Raw genomic sequence first — 17,801 nt, 5'->3', positions numbered from 1 at the left:
CCTTTACTATAACCTGAATTACGATCTTATTCTACAATAATATACAAAAATGCGGTAAATCCGATCTACCTTTTATAGGTATCCTCTCTATCTTTAGCCCTATTTTCTGTCGAAAGTATCCCTTCCATTATCCCCCATGTAATAGCACAATTGCAAGTCTATAGAATGATAGACTTATGCAAAATGAAAAGGCACCGCCTTCCAATTCAATAGAAGACAGTGCCTCGGTTATACGTCAATACCACCTATCATTCTTCAATCGCATTTTCCTTAACTGGATAACTGAATTTTACCGATTCCTTTTGACGTGGGCTTCGACTGATCCTTATTATCATTCATATTAATTTCAATATGATTTGGTACGTAACATCAAAAAATGGGTAAACAAAAAATCCACAGACTTCTCCAGCTAGCGAGTTTACAGTTTCCACTGCTCCTCCTGCTCTAGAAAAAAAGACTGTAGATTTAGTAGATACTCCTATTCACGTTGTTGTCGTTCCTAGCTCAAGACTTAGTTGTAATCCTCCCAATAACGATACTTCATTTCATTCTCGCCTTTGGTAACGATGATCATGTTCTCCACATGCCCGGTTTCTTTATCTGTACGATAGATCATAGTACGGGTTTCTCCCTCGTCGGGGACAGAGAATAGCACTTTGTCACTGATCATGCCGCCTCCAATGCCGACGACGTGTTCCCCCCAGCCGGAGGCTGCGCCCGAACCTGCTCCACTGACGCCAGTCCCGCGCGACAAAATAAGACCCATTCCATATCCGGTAACGGTCTGGGCCGTTTTACCCAGAGCGTGCTCTCCGGCCGATTGAGTATGCTCTTGGACCCAGTAATCGTATTTGTCCGTATTTTGCTCATAACTCACAACATTCCCTTTTTTATCTATAGATATATCTGTTTTGCTTCCGTCTTTACCTGTCAATTCAGTGACGGCAACAAGGGAATCGGATGTGATCTTGGAGGTCTCTCCTGTATTGTAATCTGTGCGAGTAACCGAGTCCTCGTATTGCAGCCGCAGGACATTCATCTGGTCGTGGATTTTCTGCATGACCTGCTTGTCGCCAATCGTCTCCGCATTTTTCAATAGCTCCTCATACTGATGATATTTATCCGCGTCTGCCTGCTCCCACTCGTCTATATTTTTTGGTGAATTCACGATATCTTCAGCATGATTTCCAGCCTCTCCACTGCCCGCCAGCGCTGCACTGGCGTTCATCGCTGCTGCCAACGCGGACCAGAAGCCGCGTGTGCTCCCACCGTCCGCATTTCTAAACTTCATAGCAATGCTTTTCAGCTCAATTTCAATGGATTGAACCTTATTTAATATAGAAGAAAGCGTATATTTAGCTGTACGATAGTCATTATAAAAACGATTTCTCTCCATACCATCCCACTGGCTGTGAAGGCGGTTCATTGTGCTATCCAGACCGTTTAGCTGGTTATACAGTATGCCGTGGGCATTGGCAAATTGGGAGGCCACGTTATCCAGCTGCTCCGGTGTGACTTGGATTTTTGTCATGTTGATCACATCCCATCTATGAAAATAGGAGATAGACATTATATTTTACAGTAATCCTTATTTCATATTGTAAGCTATAGAGGTCGGACATTCATGAGGATTTATACGTATTTGTGTATTCAGAAGCAGTTCCTTTGATATAATGAATCCATATGAGTTTATTTCGACAATACATTATTGAAAGTCAGGTGTAAGGACATGTCAGACAAAAAAATTATTTTTTTCGATATCGACGGTACATTACTGGACGATGAAAAGAAAATGCCGTTAACCGCCGAAAAAGCTGTCTTCGCTTTGAAAGAACAAGGACATGAGGTAGCCATCGCCACAGGACGTGCGCCTTTTATGTTCAAGGATATCCGTGAGCAGCTAGAAATTGATTCCTATGTTAGCTTTAACGGGCAATATGTCGTGCTTCGCGGGGAAGTCGTCGCTACCAATCCGCTGAATCGTGAAGCCTTGCAAGCGATGACTGATCTGGCACTCACACATAATCATGCTCTCGTATATATGGATCATATGGACATGAAGGCCAATATTCCTAACGATGAGCTGGTGGAGAAATCGGTCCAAACGCTTAAGGCCAAAATTTCGGTTGGGTACGATCCGCTCTATTTCCAAGGGAGAGATATTTATCAGACGCTGTTGATGTGTACAGCAGAAGAAGAGCCTTACTATGAAGCGGTATTCAAAGCATTTGACTTTGTACGCTGGCATCCAAGTTCAGTGGACGTTGTTCCTCACGCTGGCTCTAAAGCAAAGGGAATCCGCGAAATTACGTCCAGACTGGGCATTGCCGATGAGAATCAATACGCTTTTGGCGATGGATTAAACGATGTGGAGATGCTGACAACTATACATAACAGTGTCGCAATGGGGAACGGTTGTGATGAAGCCAAAGCTGCTGCTAAAATGGTCACAAAACGCGCAGATGAAGACGGTATTTTATACGGACTGCAAAAGCTTGGTTTGTTAAGCTAACAAAATGGCTGACGGACTGGGCATGTTTCAGGAAAAATCAAGTCGGTTTAATGACTTAGATATGAAAAAATAGGAGGTTGTCGTTGGCTATGGAAACGGAAGGCTTACGCAATGTCGAACAGCTAGCCCTGAAGAAGTACAAAATTTACAAGCAAAGCCTACTCCGGTATTTGGCGCGTTCCATGCTGGCGAGTATGTTTATCGGGTTCGGCGTTATTGTCGCCTTCAAGACAGGCAACTTCTTTTACATGGAGCATTCTCCATTCACTTATCCCATGGCGGCGCTCACGTTCGGGGCAGCCATCATTCTGATCGCGTACGGCGGCGGGGATTTGTTTACTGGTAACACCTTCTATTATACCTATGCGGCGCTCCGTAAAAAGCTGCGCTGGGGCCAGGTGCTGCGACTGTGGACTGCCAGTTATGGGGGAAACTTGTTAGGTGCGGGGGTATTCGCACTCCTTATATACCTGACAGGGCTGTTTGACTCCTCCAGCGTGAACAGCTTTCTGCTGAGCGTGGTTGAGCACAAAATGGAAGCGCCTGCAATGCAGCTGTTTTTTCGCGCTATTTTGTGTAATTGGCTGGTCTGCCTCGCCTTTTTTGTGCCGATGTTTATGAAGGAAAATGGGGCAAAGATGTTCGCCATGATGCTGTTTGTATTCTGCTTTTTTATTTCGGGATATGAGCATAGTGTAGCTAACATGTGTACTTTCGCCATTGCGCTCGTGCTCGATCATCCGGGTACGGTCTCAGTCGCTGGCGTCATCCATAATCTCGTTCCGGTAACGCTTGGGAATCTGGTGGGCGGCGTGCTGCTTATGGGGGTTATGTACTATTCGGTCAATCTCCCGTTTTTGGATGAGGAGGAACACTAAAAAAGAAGCCGTGGAACCTAAGTTCCATGGCTTCTTTGTGTGAACTGCGACAAATAGCGTATGCAGTGTCTGCAGGTGCTTCTTCGCTGTTTATTCTTCTTGAGCAGGAAAATGAATAAATTCCTCCAACTCCTTGAACAGCTTTTTGGGATTGACGTTGTCAGGTACAACCAGAGTTAACGGCTCATCCAGCTTGAGCACATACATGCCTAAGATGGATTTGGCGTCTGCCATGCCGCTTTTGCCATGAATCCAGATGTCATACGTATAATTGGATACGATTTGATTAATCTTCTCAATATCCTTAACGTTTTTTACCTTGATGGGTGTCATCATCACACAGCACTCCCCTGCGTTGAATTGGGGCTTACAGAACAAGCCTTAGTATCACTATACCCTTTTATAAACAACGTTGCACAAACTTAATTTAGAAAATGACATGCGGCGCAGAGCTGATCTTCCAGTAGTTGCCGACCTTTTCAAAATTCACAGTGATTTTCTCGTTCGCCTTCTTGGTTTCTGCCGGATAAGGCACGGTCAGCTGGTAGCTGCGCTTCACCGGAGTCATAGTTACCATTTTGGCCGTTGCCCGGCTGAACTCTAGCAAATTCCCGCCATCTGCGTTCAACTGAGCGAGTCTGCCGTTAACTTCAACAAAAAATTTACCGACAAATTGCTCACTGGCCTGTTTGGTATAAGCCTGTGCCAAATAGTTGGTCAATTTGGTCTTCGTACCGATGTCCTCGGACAGATAACGGTAGCTTTTACCGTTCAACTGGAACGTTTCACCCACCGGATTGCCACCGCTGACGGCATACTGATAACGAGACTGAGCCTCTAGCACAAGCGGAATCGCACTCTCGTGGTTCAGCTTGTCCAGCTGGGTTGGATTCACGCTGGTAGCCGTAGCCGCGGCTGACGCCGAAGTGGACGGCTGCTGCGGCTTGGACGGCTTGGCAGTCGATGGTACGGACGGGACAGCCACTGGCGCTACCGACGCAGATGGGCGCGGTGCTGGTGCAGACGGAGCTGCTGGTGTAGCCGTTTGGACTGAGCCTGCGGCTGGGGCTGTTGTTGCTGGAACTGTCGGCGCTTGCGCAGGAGCTGGCGTCGTAACAGACGCAGAGGCTGCCAGCGCTGGTACCTGGGCTGTTACAGTTGCTGACGGACTAGCAACGCTCGGTTGCGCCGCGTTCGCTGGAGCGGACACGGCGGGCGCAGCGGCGGCAACTTGTGCCGCGCTCAAAAGTGTGGCCGCAACACATAGTGCGGATAGTTTCGTATTTAATTTCATACTCATATACACCTCCATAATCATATGTCTGCATAAACTGCACACGTTTCTATTATAAGAATTTCGTTGCTCGATTGGGTTGCTAAATTGTTTCTATTTGCCTTTTTTTGTTCATTCTGCACGAAGTTTGTCTGGATCTGCCGGGAGCGTAGATTCTGATCGCTTTCCCTGCTTTCCCTGCTTTACCTCGATCTCTTCCAAGGATCGTGATATTTGTTTCATAGAACGGTCCAGCTGCTCCAATCTACGATTAAGGGTGACGAGGATATATTTTAACAGAATCAGACTTAATGCTGCAGGGAATCCGACATTAGTTACGAGCTCAATCATGCCTTCAGTCGTTAAAGAACTCACAGATTCCGCCTCCTTTTTAATACATATATTACCTTGATAGGAACTAATGTTCCCATATATAAGAAAAAACATACGTTCCCCTTTGTATCCATAACAAAAAGGACCCCGATTAGCCTGGAGCCCTTTCTAATCATGTTCATCTAACTTGCATTTCCCTCACTATCGCGCTGCACATCAAGGGCTATATATGTTTGGCTGCTGCGGCTTGGACATCCCTTCTCCCAAATAAAAGCCAGTGTGCGGTGGCTGATTATAGGCTACGTTCTGCCAGGCCACACTCAGGCGATACACCGGATCATGCATAAGCGTGTAGAATCGGTGTTCTGACTCGTAAGGTGTTGTGTAGATACGCAGCGCCGAATTATCACTTTTGCGCCAAATGACTTCCTCCCGCCAGTCACCGAACAGATCAGCCTGCAATGACGGCGTTCCTTTGGTTCCATTATTGGAACTCGTCCCTGTGGCCGTAAGCAAGTTGGAAGTCGTCGAGTTTGTATAGTTCCACTTGTCGATTTTACCAGCGCTTGTTGAGGTATGATCCAGCAGTTCACGGAGGAGATCTCCATCCCACCAGATTCCAAAATTAATGGAAGACGGCATCGTGTTGGTAATGAGCTCTCCCTTGGCTGAACGTAACCCGATGCCCGGTGCCCACTGTTCGTTTCCTTTGGTACGGGGATCAATGTCTGCCGACATGCCTCGTCCGGTATCCTTGCCTGTTTTTACGCCCCATAAAATGTTGCCATTGCGCGGATCATACATGGCAGCTCCGTAGGTGGCATTTTTGTCTTCGTTCACCTTGAACACTTCATATCCTGAACGGTCCGGGTCCAAATCCCCAACATGAAGCGCATCTCCATGTCCCATCCCCGTGTTAGCCAGCTTCGCTCCGTTATCGTCTACAACCAGTGAGCCATACACGATTTCATCCTTATTATCTCCATCCACATCTGCCACGCTCAAACTATGGTTCCCCTGTCCGGCTGTTCCGGCATTGGTGGAGCTGTTGCTGTCAAAAGTCCAGCGGCGGCTCAAATTGCCGTTCCGCCAGTCATATGCGACCAGAACGGTGCGGGTGTAGTAACCACGTGCCATTACTATACTAGGTCTCACGCCATCCAGATAAGCAACCCCGGCCAAAAAACGATCTACACGGTTACCATAGTTATCTCCCCAACTGGATACTGTTCCACGCGGTGGCACATAGTCAATTGTACTGAGAGCCTTGCCTGTATCACCTGAAAATACGGTCAGAAACTCGGGTCCATTTAAAATATACCCGCTCGTATTGCGATGATCAGCCGAAGCGTCGCCAATTTTTACACCTGTACCATCTACCGTCCCGTCTGCCGTCTTACATACCACCTCTGCTTTACCATCTCCATCAAAATCATAGACGAGAAACTGCGTATAATGAGCTCCAGCCCGAATGTTCCGTCCCAGGTCGATTCGCCATTTGCGAGTTCCATCCAGCTCATATCCATCCAAAAATACATTTCCTGTGTAACCGGATTGCGAATTGTCCTTAGAATTGGAAGGGTCCCATTTCAGCACAATCTCATACTCGCCGTCCCCATCAAGATCCCCTACACTGGCATCATTGGCATTGTACGTGTAGTTCACGTTATCCGGGGTTGTTCCTCCTGCAGGCTGCTGGATGGGAACGTCCAAATAGTTGTTGTTCCATACCTTTACCGCTGGTGAAGCGGCCTGCTCTGCTCCATTGACCACGGCACGAACGGTATACGAAGATGATGTCGTACCTGCCTTGTCCAGAAAGTTGGTTCTCGATGTAATCGGCGTATCGTTCACCTTGCTTGCTCCTCTGTACAAATTGAAGCCAACCGAATCCGCTTCCGTACCCAGTAAGCGCCAGCTCACCAGTACACCCTCTGGTACTTTCACTGCGACAGTTCCCCTGCTCAGCTTCTCCATTTGCCTCGTCGAGGCGGCTGAAATTTGGCTATCGATCGGAGTGACCACTCCACACAGCATGACACCGAGACAGAGCAACACAGTATGCCGAAATCTTTTGTTCATCTGAGTAATAGCTCCTTTCAAGGTTTGTATTTTCAATAAATTTATTTTATCTGACTGATAAGTTATTGTTGTTTAAATCTTATGATAGCGCTTACATATATGTAAAGGGACGATTCCGTCCTTTTTGTTCAAAAATCCGGGCTAATGCTTTAAAAATCAGAGGTCCATGAATAATCGTTCTTCGTCAGCTATGCTTTGGATATCCTCCGAGCTAATACTGATATACTGATAGCCTTCTTTCTGTTGTTTTTTTAATGCTAGTTCCTTCATAAAACGTGGGCTGCCCTCTCCCGCATCTTCATCGTACACAAGCAATAAACCGTCTGTTTTGCGGAAAAGGAGTTCATCCCGTGCCTTGAGTTGCCATATTCCCTGGTATGGCTGGCGGCTAACCACTCCCACATAGTCAACTTTGGCACAAACCTGCTGAAAGTATTCCTTTTTATCCTCTTTCCATTTTTCCTCCATATTTTGATAAGCCATTATAATAGAACATTTAAGGTGGGGATATTGCTGCTTTAATGCAATGGCAACCTCGCAAGCCCACAAGTCCACCCCATATTGGCCGGGGGTAATCACCCATTCCAGCCCATCTTCGATCAGGGGAATCAGCCTACCTGCAATCGCCTTTTTAATGTATGGAATGCCTTCATGCTTTTGATTGAAAATATTCAGCTCATGGGCACGATAGCCCGAAACGAGCAAGTTCTTCATCATCTCATCGTCCTTCTGAAATTATCATAAAGATTATTGTAAAATCGAACCTCTGCCAGTGGGCTTAACAAGGTTCGTTTTTGGGAAGCTGGTGTTAATTTAGCATTGCTGTTTGGTGCTTAATATTTTTATTACGTCCGCATATCACGCCTTGGACGAGTTTACACGCCGATCTTGAATTCTAACATTGCTGCTCAATATACCAGCATCGCTACTTACTTTGAACGACGGGTAACTGGGATCTGCCTCAAGCCGCATTTGGCTATCGAACTGCTGCTCCTGCTGCCGATCTACCCAAAAAGAATACGAATCGGACTGAACTTCTATATCGGTTTCATTCGGCGCATCGACCACCAAGATGACAAGTACGCCGTTGCATCCACAATCCTCTGTATCATAAAACAATTTGAACATGCCTGGCCGTCCTGAAAGGACCGTTGCTAGCCTTTCAGCCGACAAGGAATCCAACTTTAAATGTATACTCATGAGATGAATTCTCTCCTTTATAAATGAGATGTTTAGACATATCTGGGCTCGCAAACTCCAAAAAGTCTAAATATAAGCTATATTTTTATTATAGTCATCAAAAAACTTTAAGTACAAGGAGAGAGTTAATTATGATATTTACAAAAGGATACACACTGCTAATGTTGATTTGAATTTTGGATCAGGTTAGACAACTGCAAAGAGCAACGAACTGTTTATGATAAGGGTCTTGTAAAGCAGCAACGCCTTCAAGTTTTCCGTTTTCACCACAGTAACTTTTGTCAATCTCTCTTCCTTTTCTAACTTCTTCGAGAGCTTCTGATAATTCGGAGTGACACAACTCCTTATGAATTAATGTTTTGATTAGATAGTCATTTATAGCATCACTCGTTACACAATGACAAACGGATGATTTTTTAGAGCTTTTGCCTCCTGTGTTATAATGGGGATCGATCTATCGAAATAAAAAGGGTGATTGGATGATTAACTATACAGGATTCGATAAGACTTATCGTGATGTAGTAATGGATATTATTGAGAACGGTACGGATCAAGACCCTGCTTTGGTTCGTGCAAAATACGCAGACGGCAGTCCTGCACCAACTAAGTTTATCCAAGGAGTCAACTTTAAAGTTAAACCTGAAGACGGGATACCAATTTTGCGCTCAAAGCGAGTCTTTCAAAAAACACCTTTGGTCGAACTTGAGTGGATTTGGCAGGAGCTATCAAATGACGTAACCTGGCTTCAAGACCGCAAATGCAAGGTCTGGAACGAATGGGTCAACGCAGAAAATACGATTGGCAAAGCTTATGGCTATCAACTTGCTAAAAAATGTCGTAAAGTTTCTTGGCAAGAAGAAAAGCTAAATCAAGTGGAATATGTACTTTATCAGCTTGAAAAAAACCCTGGCTCACGTAGGATTATGACCAGTCTCTGGGACGTTGATGAGCTGGACGAAATGACCTTGGAGCCTTGTGTCTGGGCTACAAGTTGGAAGGTAAACAATGGTGTGCTTGATTTACATGTTAAGCAAAGATCTGCCGACATGGCTTTAGGTCATCCGTTTAATGTCTACCAGTATGCAGTATTGCACAGATTAGTCGCTAATCAATGCGGCTATAATTTAGGCACACTGCACTGGTGTATCGACGATGCCCATGTATACGACAGACACATTGATATTTTAAAAGAACAACTATCTCAACCTATTCCTGAATGTACTCCCACATTGATTCTTCCAGAAGAATTCGATAAAAATGGAAAAAAACGCTCTTTCTTTGATCGCAGATTGTCTGAAGTCAAGCTGATTGACTATGAGCATAACGGTATTTTCAAGTATCAAATAGCTGAGTAACTCATCCATGACGTTGTTTCAGCTTCCATGGTACTTTTATAAAAAGGCGCCACAGGGTTAAGTGACCCTGTGGCGCCTTTTTTAAATTTAGAATAATAAACAATCCGCCCACTATAACATTGACTCATACGTTGGTTATTAAGTGTTGCAAAAAGTTGTCCATAACTTTCAATATTTAGCTGTAAACAATTTAGTTCAAGAAAAATGCTCTTTGACCCTATGATCTTGAATCTTTGCACATTGTTGTAGAGATAAATCGGCCGAAAGGAGGGTGACAACAAAAAAGGCGGCAAACTGAAAGCCTTATTTCTTAATGTTGGACAGGCATCATAAATCTATTTAAGTTACACCTATATAAAAATTAATGACCTGTCTTTAGGAGCAGGGGTCTCAGACCAATTTACACAATTAAGGTGTGTGTCTGCCCACATATTGATAAGTACCTTTTGGATATGCAATCCACTCATTTTGCTGATCAAAAACCGGCGATCCGCACGTTATCCCCTGCTTACGAACAAAAGTCCCGCCTTGAGGAAACAATTGATCCTGCGAATGAGGCTCGCCGAGCACATCTACCACAGTGCCATGATTTTTTAGTACATATGCGACCGTATTGAATTCGCTTGGGCTATAGAAATGTCCCTCTTGATTAAAATAGGCAACATTGGTTACATCCATAAAATCGTAAAACATACTGTTTATGATCAAATACGGTATTACTGGATTAATCGGATATAGTGCCATGCTGGATATGTTCATATGGTTCGTATTTTTCATGAATTGGTGAACCTCCAGCTCGTATCCTTCTATTTTATGAGAGAAGTCACTTTCTCGGTTGTAAAACAATTGCAGCACGATGCGACCGTCTCCACCATCGACATATTGTGAAAAGAACAAAAGAAATGCCTCCTGTGGTTCCTAATGAACCTGAAATATAATCGCTCTGCCAGGCGGTACCCCTAAATACAACGTGAACGTCGAGCTTTGTAACATCATTTACTTCAAATTACTTCAAAGTTGAGCTATAAATAGAGTCAGTGACTGTATAGGTGAAAAACACGCTCGCTCTGCCACCTTTTCCGTCTTCTGCCGTCACAAACACCTGTGTGCTTCCTGCTGATTTGGGCTTTAGCGTAAGCTGTTGATTTGCTATTTCTGCTTCTGCTACGTATACATCTGAAGTGACCGCATGATATGATAACTCATCCTGATCGGCATCAAAAAAAACAATTTTTAAATCCATGAGTGTATCCCCTGAACCTACAATGCCGTATTGATCGGGAGGAACTGTGGCTCTGACAGGAACATGCTTAGTTGTGGACGTTGGTGTTGGATTCGTTGTAGAACTGCCACCGCCGCCATCGGTGATATTCTGAATATCACTGCCTTGAACATGAGTTTCTCCAATGACTCTCACCAAAATGGATGCCCATTCCTCATGACTCACCGGAGCACCCGGGTGGAAAGCTCCCGTTGGGTCCACAGTCATTAGACCTGCCGCACACACCGCCTCTATATAAGGAAGTGCCCAACTTTCCTGTGTGTCGTTGAAATTCACTGCTTTCGCCGTTACGTCAAGCTTAAGTGCATTACCCAGTAAAGCGGCCATTTCCTTACGCGTCACTGGTTGATCAGGGCGAAATGAACCATCCGGATAACTGGTGATTAGCCCTTGCTTCACAGCCTCCTGTACTACCTGTAACGCCTGGGACGACATATTGGATTGATCGGTAAAAGATACTGTATTCGCTGTATTCGCTGTAGTCACAATTGCTGACGTGTCCCCTTTCTTTTCCACATGAACAAAGCTGTGGTTCCCATGCCATACCTGCCAGCAACGTCACGATTAGCGCCTTCTGCCCTTCTTTATTTGTTCTTAATCACCAGTTTCTCCCCGTACACGGTTCATTCTTTTGTTAGTGAAAAGATCTTATCATCCGGTTCTGAACCAATTCTGAACAATCTAAAAATGTTATTCGTTCACAATTAGAACTTGATAAAGAAAAAAGAGCACTTAGCCAGATATGGCTAAGTGCTCTAACATTTTGATAAAGATTGATGTACAGGCCATCAGGAAGTTGTAGGCTCCCATTGAAAGGTAGCTGCTGACTTGGACGGAAGGGTTGATTTGAAAACGCGATTTCCTTGCCGAACCTTAAATGTCTTGGTGTTCTCTCCTGTATTGGCGGCAATCAAGACCAGCGTACCGTCGGGGTTACGATAAGCGACCGTTTCGATACTTCCACTATAATGGGTAGAATCAATACGTACCGCACCTGGACGGACAAATTTGCTGGCATGTCCAATCGCATAGTATTCTACATTTTTCGTAACGGCACCGCTTAACGGGTCGATGGTCACTACACCTCTGCAGTTGGTACATCCACCATTGGTCGGACCACCGGACGGATCAAGTGCAATATTCCAAAAGAGGACATTTTGCGACCAGTTTCGGGGGGCGCCAATGATTAGCTTGGACATATCCCAGCTCAGATCATCTCCAAAGCTCGTGCTCCACGCTCCTCCGCTGCATTCTGTCATATAAACAGGCTTATCCGGAAAAGCATTGTGCACGTCTGTCATCGCTGTTGGTTCTCCTTGGTAGCAATGAAAGGCTGTCCCGTGTGTATAGCTTCGAGCCTGCTCATCTCCCAGTACGGTCTTGGCATATTCACTCCCTGTATCCCAGTTATGGTCAAAGGCAATAATGTAGGTAGACAGATCGTTTCGACTTAAGGCCGGACCTAAATATTGCTTAATAAATTTCGCCTGCTCCGCTGCTCCCATACTCATGCTGGGATACTTGGATGTAGTGAATTCTGGTTCATTTTGAATAGAAATCGCCTGAATTGGAATCCCCTCGTTCGCATAGGCCTGTATATAACGAACAAAATAGTCCGCATACGCCTGATAGACACGCGGATCAGTATAGTTCAGGTACCAGCCGTTATATATCTGCTCACCATATTTCATCCAGGGAGGGGCCGTCCATGGAGTCCCCATAATCCGTAGATCATGGTTTCTCCTCAGAATTTGCTGCAGAACATCGATCACATCCCGATCCTTGGCAATAGAGAAATGATTAAGCTCATAGTCCTTGCCTGTTGTCACATCATCATAGGTGTAGCTGCTAGGACGTCCCTGTTCATCTACTGAATAATCTGATGCGCCAATGGTATGGCGAATATAGCTCAATTGTATGCCACTGGCTGTAAACAAGTCATTGATCAACTGGTCACGCTGATTGGCAGACATGCCATGATTCATCAGATATGCGGACGAACCGGACACTGCTGCGCCAAAACCTTCCATCGTCTGGTAACGAATATTTGGTCTAATCTCAACCGTCAGTGTATCCGAACCCGCTGCAACTTCGTTATTACTGTCTATTTTCCATGGAATTGGGGCTTGCTGTGTTAGACGATTCGCCGGGTCCGGTGTGGTTAGCCACATACTGACATTCTTTTCGCCTGCCGTGTTCACACCATTCTGCATAGCCAGACTGACCAGAATAGCACCAATCAAGATGATAGCCGCAACTATAAGCAGCAAGAAGTCAGAACGTCGTTGTTTTTGGAGTTTCTTCATCTATATCCTCCTCTCTCTATATTCATCCTGTCTCCATCGTTCCTACTATTACAGCTTTCACTAGGTTTTCCCTTTGCATACCTATTAGATCCTATTAGAATGGTTACCTACTGATAGCAAAAAGAGAGCCGGTGCTAGTGCCCGTGCTCTCTTGAAATTTAACCATTTTAAAAGGAATATAACGGGGTTACTTTTTTGCCTTTTCTGTAAAGGTTGCCGGAATCGTAACACTTCCTGTCAATCTAGTATCCTGAGAGGAGCTGCCTACATAAATCGGAACTTCACCAGATGGCATAACCCATGCCTGGGATTTTTCATCCCAATAAGAGAGAGCTTTCGGGTCAAGCTCAATGCGAACCTTCTTCTCTTGGCCCGGCTTTAATTCTACCTTGGTCCAACCTGCCAGTTGACGGGATGGGGTCTCTACATTGGTCGGAAGCTTACCACTGTATACCTGTACAACCTCAGCTCCAGCCTTTTTCCCAGTGTTTTTCAATTTAAGCGATACTTCGACATAACTTGTACGATCGGATTTCTTGCCACTCGCATGCTGTTTTACCTTCAGATCACTGTATCCGAAGGTCGTATAGGATAAACCGTGGCCAAAGGAGAACGCAGGTTGGATACCCGATTTTTCATATCCACGGTAGCCTACAAAAATACCATCTGAATAGTCACCCACTCCATTGACACCCGGGAATTTCTCCGGTGAGGATACAGGTGTAGACTGCTCGTTAACCGGGAAGGTTACCGGCAGCTTGCCAGAAGGATTTACATCCCCAAACAAGACGCGCGCTATGGCATTCCCTTGCTCTTGACCCGCAAACCATGCTTGTACAATCGCAGGAACTTTGCCCTGCCAAGTGTCCATTTGCACAGCTCTGCCGCTCATTTGTACCACAATGGTTTTCGGGTTGGCAGCGGCAACCGCACGGATCAGCCGATCCTGATTGTTCGGCAGCTCCATATCGGAACGCTCTACATAGCCTTCACTCTCATACGTACGCGTGACCACAATCGCAACATCCGATTTTTTGGCCAGCTTTACAGCATTGTCAATCAGCTTGTCTGTCGTATCTGCCGGAGGCTCCCAGCCCAGACGAACCATACCGCCAGAATCGCGGCCATTTGTTGGATAATCGGCACGATATTCAATTCGTATCTTGTGCTTTTCCCCTGCTTTGAGCGAGATGCTTTTCTTCGTTGTTCCCAGCTTCGTACCTTGGTTGTCTACAAATAGCTTGTCATCGATATACAGCTTGCTTGATCCCAAACTGGTTAATGACAATGCATAGTCACCATCCTTGGGAGCTGCAATAGCCCCTGTCCAGCGTGCAGATATCAAACCATTCAGTGTCGTTGGTGTATTAGGCACTTTAGGGGACTTCGCATTGAAGCCCTGATAATTATAAAAGCCAAGGTTCATGTTGACTTGATCATCATTACGCACCAGAACCGGATTGCCTTCCATCTTGTTGTTCGTCCAGTATTCGCCTCGCAGCCCCTGTTCAGCATCTCCATACGTCGCATATCCAACATTGGTATTCTTATTCTGATCGGATGTGGTCAGCAATGAGGACGGAACCGCTGATGGGCCTGGCATAATGTCTCCCGCAGAAATAGGGTCCGTGCCCGGTGCGTACTGGACAGTAACTCCTTTGCCTACACGATTACGGATGCCCTCCAGCGGACTCACGGTGTAAGTCGGGTTCACCAACGAACTGCCTCCGCCTGCTACGGTGCCGTTATCTGCATCTGGACCAATCACTGCAATGGATTTAAGTTTATCTTGAGACAACGGCAATACGTCGTTTTTATTTTGAAGCAGTACCATACTTTCCTCAGCCAATTGGCGGGCTGTTTTACCATGATCACGGGCATCTATTTGATTATTTTGAGCCGGGTGATCAAACAAACCTTTACTGAACATCTGCACCAGAATACGCTTAGCCTTATCATCAATCGTTTGTTCACTGACCTTCCCAGTCTTGACCGCATCCAGCAGCTGATCTCCCCATTTACCATAAGGGGTTCCCGGTGTTTCCAGGTCCAAGCCACTATTTGCCGATTCGACTGTGCTCAGGTTCGCGCCATAATCACTCATCACAAAGCCCTTGAACTGCATTTCCTTTTTCAAAAGATCTGTCAGGATGGTCTTGTTCTCACATGCCGATTCACCATTGACCTTGTTAAAGGAGCACATAGCTCCTCCCAAGTCTGCCTTGGCAATTGCCTCCTGAAACGGGCGTATGTAAATTTCATGCAGCGCACGGTCACTGACTTTGACATTTGTCGTGAAACGCTCCGTCTCCTGATTATTCATAAGGTAATGCTTCGCAGTCGCCAAAACAGGATGGCTTTGTACACCTTTGACATAAGCGGTCACCATTTGCGATTGGAGTAGCGGGTCCTCGCCCATAGATTCAAAGTTCCTCGATCCCCATGGAATGCGGGCAATATCCATCCCCGGTCCCAGTACCACATTATGAGTTGTATTAAAAGCCTCGTCTCCAAGCAAATCTCCATATTGTTTGGCAGCTTGGGTATCCCAGGTTGCGGCCAGTGCAATAGGGGCAGGCAGCGCCGTCGATTGCTTGTCCTGCACATCCGGATTGGCGATCCGCACACCCGCAGGTCCATCTGCCATCTTCAGCGCCGGAATGCCCAAGCGTTCCATCGAATTATTATAAAATCCATAATAATTGTTGACCTTACCAGTCACCAAATCTATTTTTTCCTCCAGCGTCATTTCTTGCAACAGTAATGCAGTTCGTTTCTCAGCTGACAGGGACGTGTTCATCCAAGGCCGATCTGTCCAGCTTCCTGCAGCTCCTGCAATATGCATAGGTCCGATCACAACAGCCGCAATGACTGTCATCATCACCATACGGAACAACCATGTTGATTTTACTTTCACGTTTGTAATTCCTCCTTGATGTTTGGTCATGAGGTGAATGCCTATTCAACGCTCACAGGCTTGCAAGGGCTCTCGATCCTGCGAGCTCCGACAAAAATCCAGAGCTACAGGACAAGCAAGCAAATCAGCAAAAGCCGTACTGGCTCAAGTGACACGTTTACCACCCTACCGCACATTTTCGAAAATTTCATTGAGATTTTTTGGAATAAACGCACTAGGACCTTCATTCTTTCTCATATGAAGAGAGCGCTAACAATTCAGTTAACCGATCATGAGATTACACTTTTGTAACTTTTTAATGACAATTTCTCAACTATTTTATTTTCTAAAAAATGATTCATATGTCCCACGCTTTGACATACGTTTATGGAATTTTTTAGTGTGCGACCAAAGCCTCTATTTCAGGAAATTGGAAATACTTATGTATAAAAAGGACGGATCATAAAAAAATCCAGGAACCTGAAAGGTCCCTGGAAGCGATATTGCTTTAATGTGATTATTCAAACGGATACCGAAGTCCCCACTGTGAGCGAATCTGATCCATCAATTTCATAATTCCTAATGATTCATCCAAAGAAATAGTAGAGCTTTCAAGCAAACCTTCGTTCAAGCAGCGCCCAACTTCTTCTGCTTCAAAGGCATAGCCTGTAGAGGAGCGATCATCCTGAAAGTTTTGTGCCTCTTTACCGTCCATAACTAAAGTAGCCGATGTACCATTTAGGAATGACGGAATGTGGATATAGCCCTTGGTTCCATGGATATAAGCTTCATTCGTCAGTCCGAGACGAACTGCGCCATTAAGCATAGCCGTACGTCCTTTTCCATAATCCAGCATGATCGAAAATGTCTCATCAACGCCCGTTTCCCCGATATGAGCCGTACTCCATACATGCTCTGGTTCAGGGCCAAACACCATCGAAGCAAAAGAAACAGGGTAAATTCCTGCATCTAATAACGCCCCTCCGCCCAGTTCGGGATTCAATAATCTTCCCTCTGGGTTCCAATCTATGCGAAAACCAAATTCCGCCTTCACCAGCTTCACTTCACCAATACGTCCCTCATGTATCCACTCCCGCACTTGGCGAATCGGGGGCAAGAAACGTGTCCACATGGCTTCCATTAAAAATAGCTTATGGTCACGCGCGTAGCTGATTACTTCCTCCAGCTCTTTGCTGTTGACGGTGAAGGGTTTCTCACACAAGACGGCTTTGCCCGCTCGAAGAGCCGTTAGAACATTTTCTTTATGAAAAGGATGAGGAGTCCCTACGTAAATAGCATCGACCTCGGAATCTTGCACTAATTCCTCATAGCTGCCGTAAGCCTGTGCCATTTGATGCTTGGCCGCAAATTCGGTAGCGCTTTCAATGTTGCGTGATCCAACGGCATATCCTTCTCCATTCGTAACATGTCGCAAATCCGCCACAAACTGATCCGAGATCCATCCCGTACCGACAATTCCCCATTTAATCTTTTTGCTCATACTTGTATCCCTCCCAGTTGTATAGTTAACGTAGACTTACACGATCTTCTTCATTCTAGCAAACACCTGCCCTAAACAAAAGGAATTCCTGTTCGGGGACAGTGTATGTTGCGGCTCGGCAGGAAGGCAGCGAGGCGCAACATGAAGTCAATGTTGAACAGGAATTCCTTCAGGACCGGTCTT

At 45.6% G+C, this 17,801-nt stretch carries 15 protein-coding genes; 3 read left to right on the top strand and 12 right to left on the bottom strand.

What is annotated here, in order from left to right:
* Positions 1-511 precede the first annotated feature (511 nt).
* The gene (locus ABEW32_RS08150) at positions 512-1,531 is read right to left on the bottom strand and encodes a WXG100 family type VII secretion target (RefSeq protein ID WP_430186414.1); all 1,020 of its coding nucleotides are present in this window, start codon (positions 1,529-1,531) and stop codon (positions 512-514) included.
* A gap of 198 nt (positions 1,532-1,729) precedes the next feature.
* Between ABEW32_RS08150 and ABEW32_RS08145 the strand changes: the two genes are divergently transcribed.
* A complete protein-coding gene (locus ABEW32_RS08145; RefSeq protein ID WP_039276815.1) occupies positions 1,730-2,512 on the top strand; it encodes a Cof-type HAD-IIB family hydrolase in 783 nt (260 codons plus the stop codon).
* 89 nt (positions 2,513-2,601) lie between these two features.
* The gene (locus ABEW32_RS08140; protein WP_430187015.1) at positions 2,602-3,390 is read left to right on the top strand and encodes a formate/nitrite transporter family protein; all 789 of its coding nucleotides are present in this window, start codon (positions 2,602-2,604) and stop codon (positions 3,388-3,390) included.
* Positions 3,391-3,480: 90 nt separating this feature from the next.
* On the opposite strand, the gene ABEW32_RS08135 is transcribed toward ABEW32_RS08140, so the two are convergent.
* From ABEW32_RS08135 to ABEW32_RS08110, 6 genes are all read right to left on the bottom strand, one after another.
* On the bottom strand, positions 3,481-3,726 hold the full coding sequence (locus ABEW32_RS08135) for an HPr family phosphocarrier protein (RefSeq protein WP_250272929.1): 246 nt from the start codon (positions 3,724-3,726) through the stop codon (positions 3,481-3,483).
* A gap of 91 nt (positions 3,727-3,817) precedes the next feature.
* Positions 3,818-4,684, bottom strand: a complete 867-nt coding sequence (locus ABEW32_RS08130) for a DL-endopeptidase inhibitor IseA family protein (RefSeq protein ID WP_430187012.1) — start codon at positions 4,682-4,684, stop codon at positions 3,818-3,820.
* A gap of 111 nt (positions 4,685-4,795) precedes the next feature.
* Positions 4,796-5,038, bottom strand: a complete 243-nt coding sequence (locus tag ABEW32_RS08125; RefSeq protein ID WP_430186412.1) for a hypothetical protein — start codon at positions 5,036-5,038, stop codon at positions 4,796-4,798.
* A 174-nt stretch (positions 5,039-5,212) separates the two neighbouring features.
* The gene (locus tag ABEW32_RS08120) at positions 5,213-7,078 is read right to left on the bottom strand and encodes a rhamnogalacturonan lyase (protein ID WP_430186409.1); all 1,866 of its coding nucleotides are present in this window, start codon (positions 7,076-7,078) and stop codon (positions 5,213-5,215) included.
* Positions 7,079-7,234: 156 nt separating this feature from the next.
* On the bottom strand, positions 7,235-7,792 hold the full coding sequence (locus ABEW32_RS08115) for an SLOG family protein (protein ID WP_430187009.1): 558 nt from the start codon (positions 7,790-7,792) through the stop codon (positions 7,235-7,237).
* Positions 7,793-7,936: 144 nt separating this feature from the next.
* Positions 7,937-8,278, bottom strand: a complete 342-nt coding sequence (locus ABEW32_RS08110) for an iron-sulfur cluster biosynthesis family protein (RefSeq protein WP_430186407.1) — start codon at positions 8,276-8,278, stop codon at positions 7,937-7,939.
* A 479-nt stretch (positions 8,279-8,757) separates the two neighbouring features.
* Here ABEW32_RS08110 and thyA point away from each other — a divergent pair, with 479 nt between their 5' ends.
* On the top strand, positions 8,758-9,633 hold the full coding sequence (gene thyA / locus ABEW32_RS08105) for a thymidylate synthase (protein ID WP_430186405.1): 876 nt from the start codon (positions 8,758-8,760) through the stop codon (positions 9,631-9,633).
* Positions 9,634-10,041: 408 nt separating this feature from the next.
* Here thyA and ABEW32_RS08100 read toward each other — a convergent pair whose 3' ends face one another.
* From ABEW32_RS08100 to ABEW32_RS08080, 5 genes are all read right to left on the bottom strand, one after another.
* Positions 10,042-10,530, bottom strand: coding sequence for an RTX toxin (locus tag ABEW32_RS08100; protein ID WP_430186403.1), 489 nt, complete (start codon positions 10,528-10,530; stop codon positions 10,042-10,044).
* A gap of 109 nt (positions 10,531-10,639) precedes the next feature.
* A complete protein-coding gene (locus ABEW32_RS08095) occupies positions 10,640-11,431 on the bottom strand; it encodes an S-layer homology domain-containing protein (protein WP_430186401.1) in 792 nt (263 codons plus the stop codon).
* 272 nt (positions 11,432-11,703) lie between these two features.
* Complete coding sequence (locus ABEW32_RS08090) at positions 11,704-13,221, bottom strand: glycoside hydrolase family 30 protein (protein ID WP_430186399.1); 1,518 nt, start codon at positions 13,219-13,221, stop codon at positions 11,704-11,706.
* A 187-nt stretch (positions 13,222-13,408) separates the two neighbouring features.
* The gene (locus tag ABEW32_RS08085; protein WP_430186397.1) at positions 13,409-16,138 is read right to left on the bottom strand and encodes a beta-glucosidase; all 2,730 of its coding nucleotides are present in this window, start codon (positions 16,136-16,138) and stop codon (positions 13,409-13,411) included.
* A 496-nt stretch (positions 16,139-16,634) separates the two neighbouring features.
* Positions 16,635-17,618 carry a Gfo/Idh/MocA family protein gene (locus tag ABEW32_RS08080; RefSeq protein ID WP_430186395.1) on the bottom strand — a complete coding sequence of 328 codons (984 nt, stop codon included), beginning with the start codon at positions 17,616-17,618 and terminating at the stop codon, positions 16,635-16,637.
* Positions 17,619-17,801: the final 183 nt, after the last annotated feature.

It is taken from the genome of Paenibacillus jamilae (assembly GCF_050482105.1).
Lineage (GTDB): Bacteria > Bacillota > Bacilli > Paenibacillales > Paenibacillaceae > Paenibacillus > Paenibacillus jamilae_B.
The sequence above is the reverse complement of the archived record's forward strand: the minus strand, read 5'-3'. Positions and strand labels throughout refer to the sequence as shown.

Excerpts from the sequence above, each read along its gene's own strand:
- ABEW32_RS08150 (WP_430186414.1), bottom strand. The coding sequence starts at position 1,531 with ATGACAAAAATCCAAGTCACACCGGAGCAGCTGGATAACGTGGCCTCC.
- ABEW32_RS08145 (WP_039276815.1), top strand. The coding sequence starts at position 1,730 with ATGTCAGACAAAAAAATTATTTTTTTCGATATCGACGGTACATTACTG.
- ABEW32_RS08140 (WP_430187015.1), top strand. The coding sequence starts at position 2,602 with ATGGAAACGGAAGGCTTACGCAATGTCGAACAGCTAGCCCTGAAGAAG.
- ABEW32_RS08135 (WP_250272929.1), bottom strand. The coding sequence starts at position 3,726 with ATGATGACACCCATCAAGGTAAAAAACGTTAAGGATATTGAGAAGATT.
- ABEW32_RS08130 (WP_430187012.1), bottom strand. The coding sequence starts at position 4,684 with ATGAAATTAAATACGAAACTATCCGCACTATGTGTTGCGGCCACACTT.
- ABEW32_RS08120 (WP_430186409.1), bottom strand. The coding sequence starts at position 7,078 with ATGAACAAAAGATTTCGGCATACTGTGTTGCTCTGTCTCGGTGTCATG.
- ABEW32_RS08115 (WP_430187009.1), bottom strand. The coding sequence starts at position 7,792 with ATGAAGAACTTGCTCGTTTCGGGCTATCGTGCCCATGAGCTGAATATT.
- ABEW32_RS08110 (WP_430186407.1), bottom strand. The coding sequence starts at position 8,278 with ATGAGTATACATTTAAAGTTGGATTCCTTGTCGGCTGAAAGGCTAGCA.
- thyA (WP_430186405.1), top strand. The coding sequence starts at position 8,758 with ATGATTAACTATACAGGATTCGATAAGACTTATCGTGATGTAGTAATG.
- ABEW32_RS08090 (WP_430186399.1), bottom strand. The coding sequence starts at position 13,221 with ATGAAGAAACTCCAAAAACAACGACGTTCTGACTTCTTGCTGCTTATA.
- ABEW32_RS08080 (WP_430186395.1), bottom strand. The coding sequence starts at position 17,618 with ATGAGCAAAAAGATTAAATGGGGAATTGTCGGTACGGGATGGATCTCG.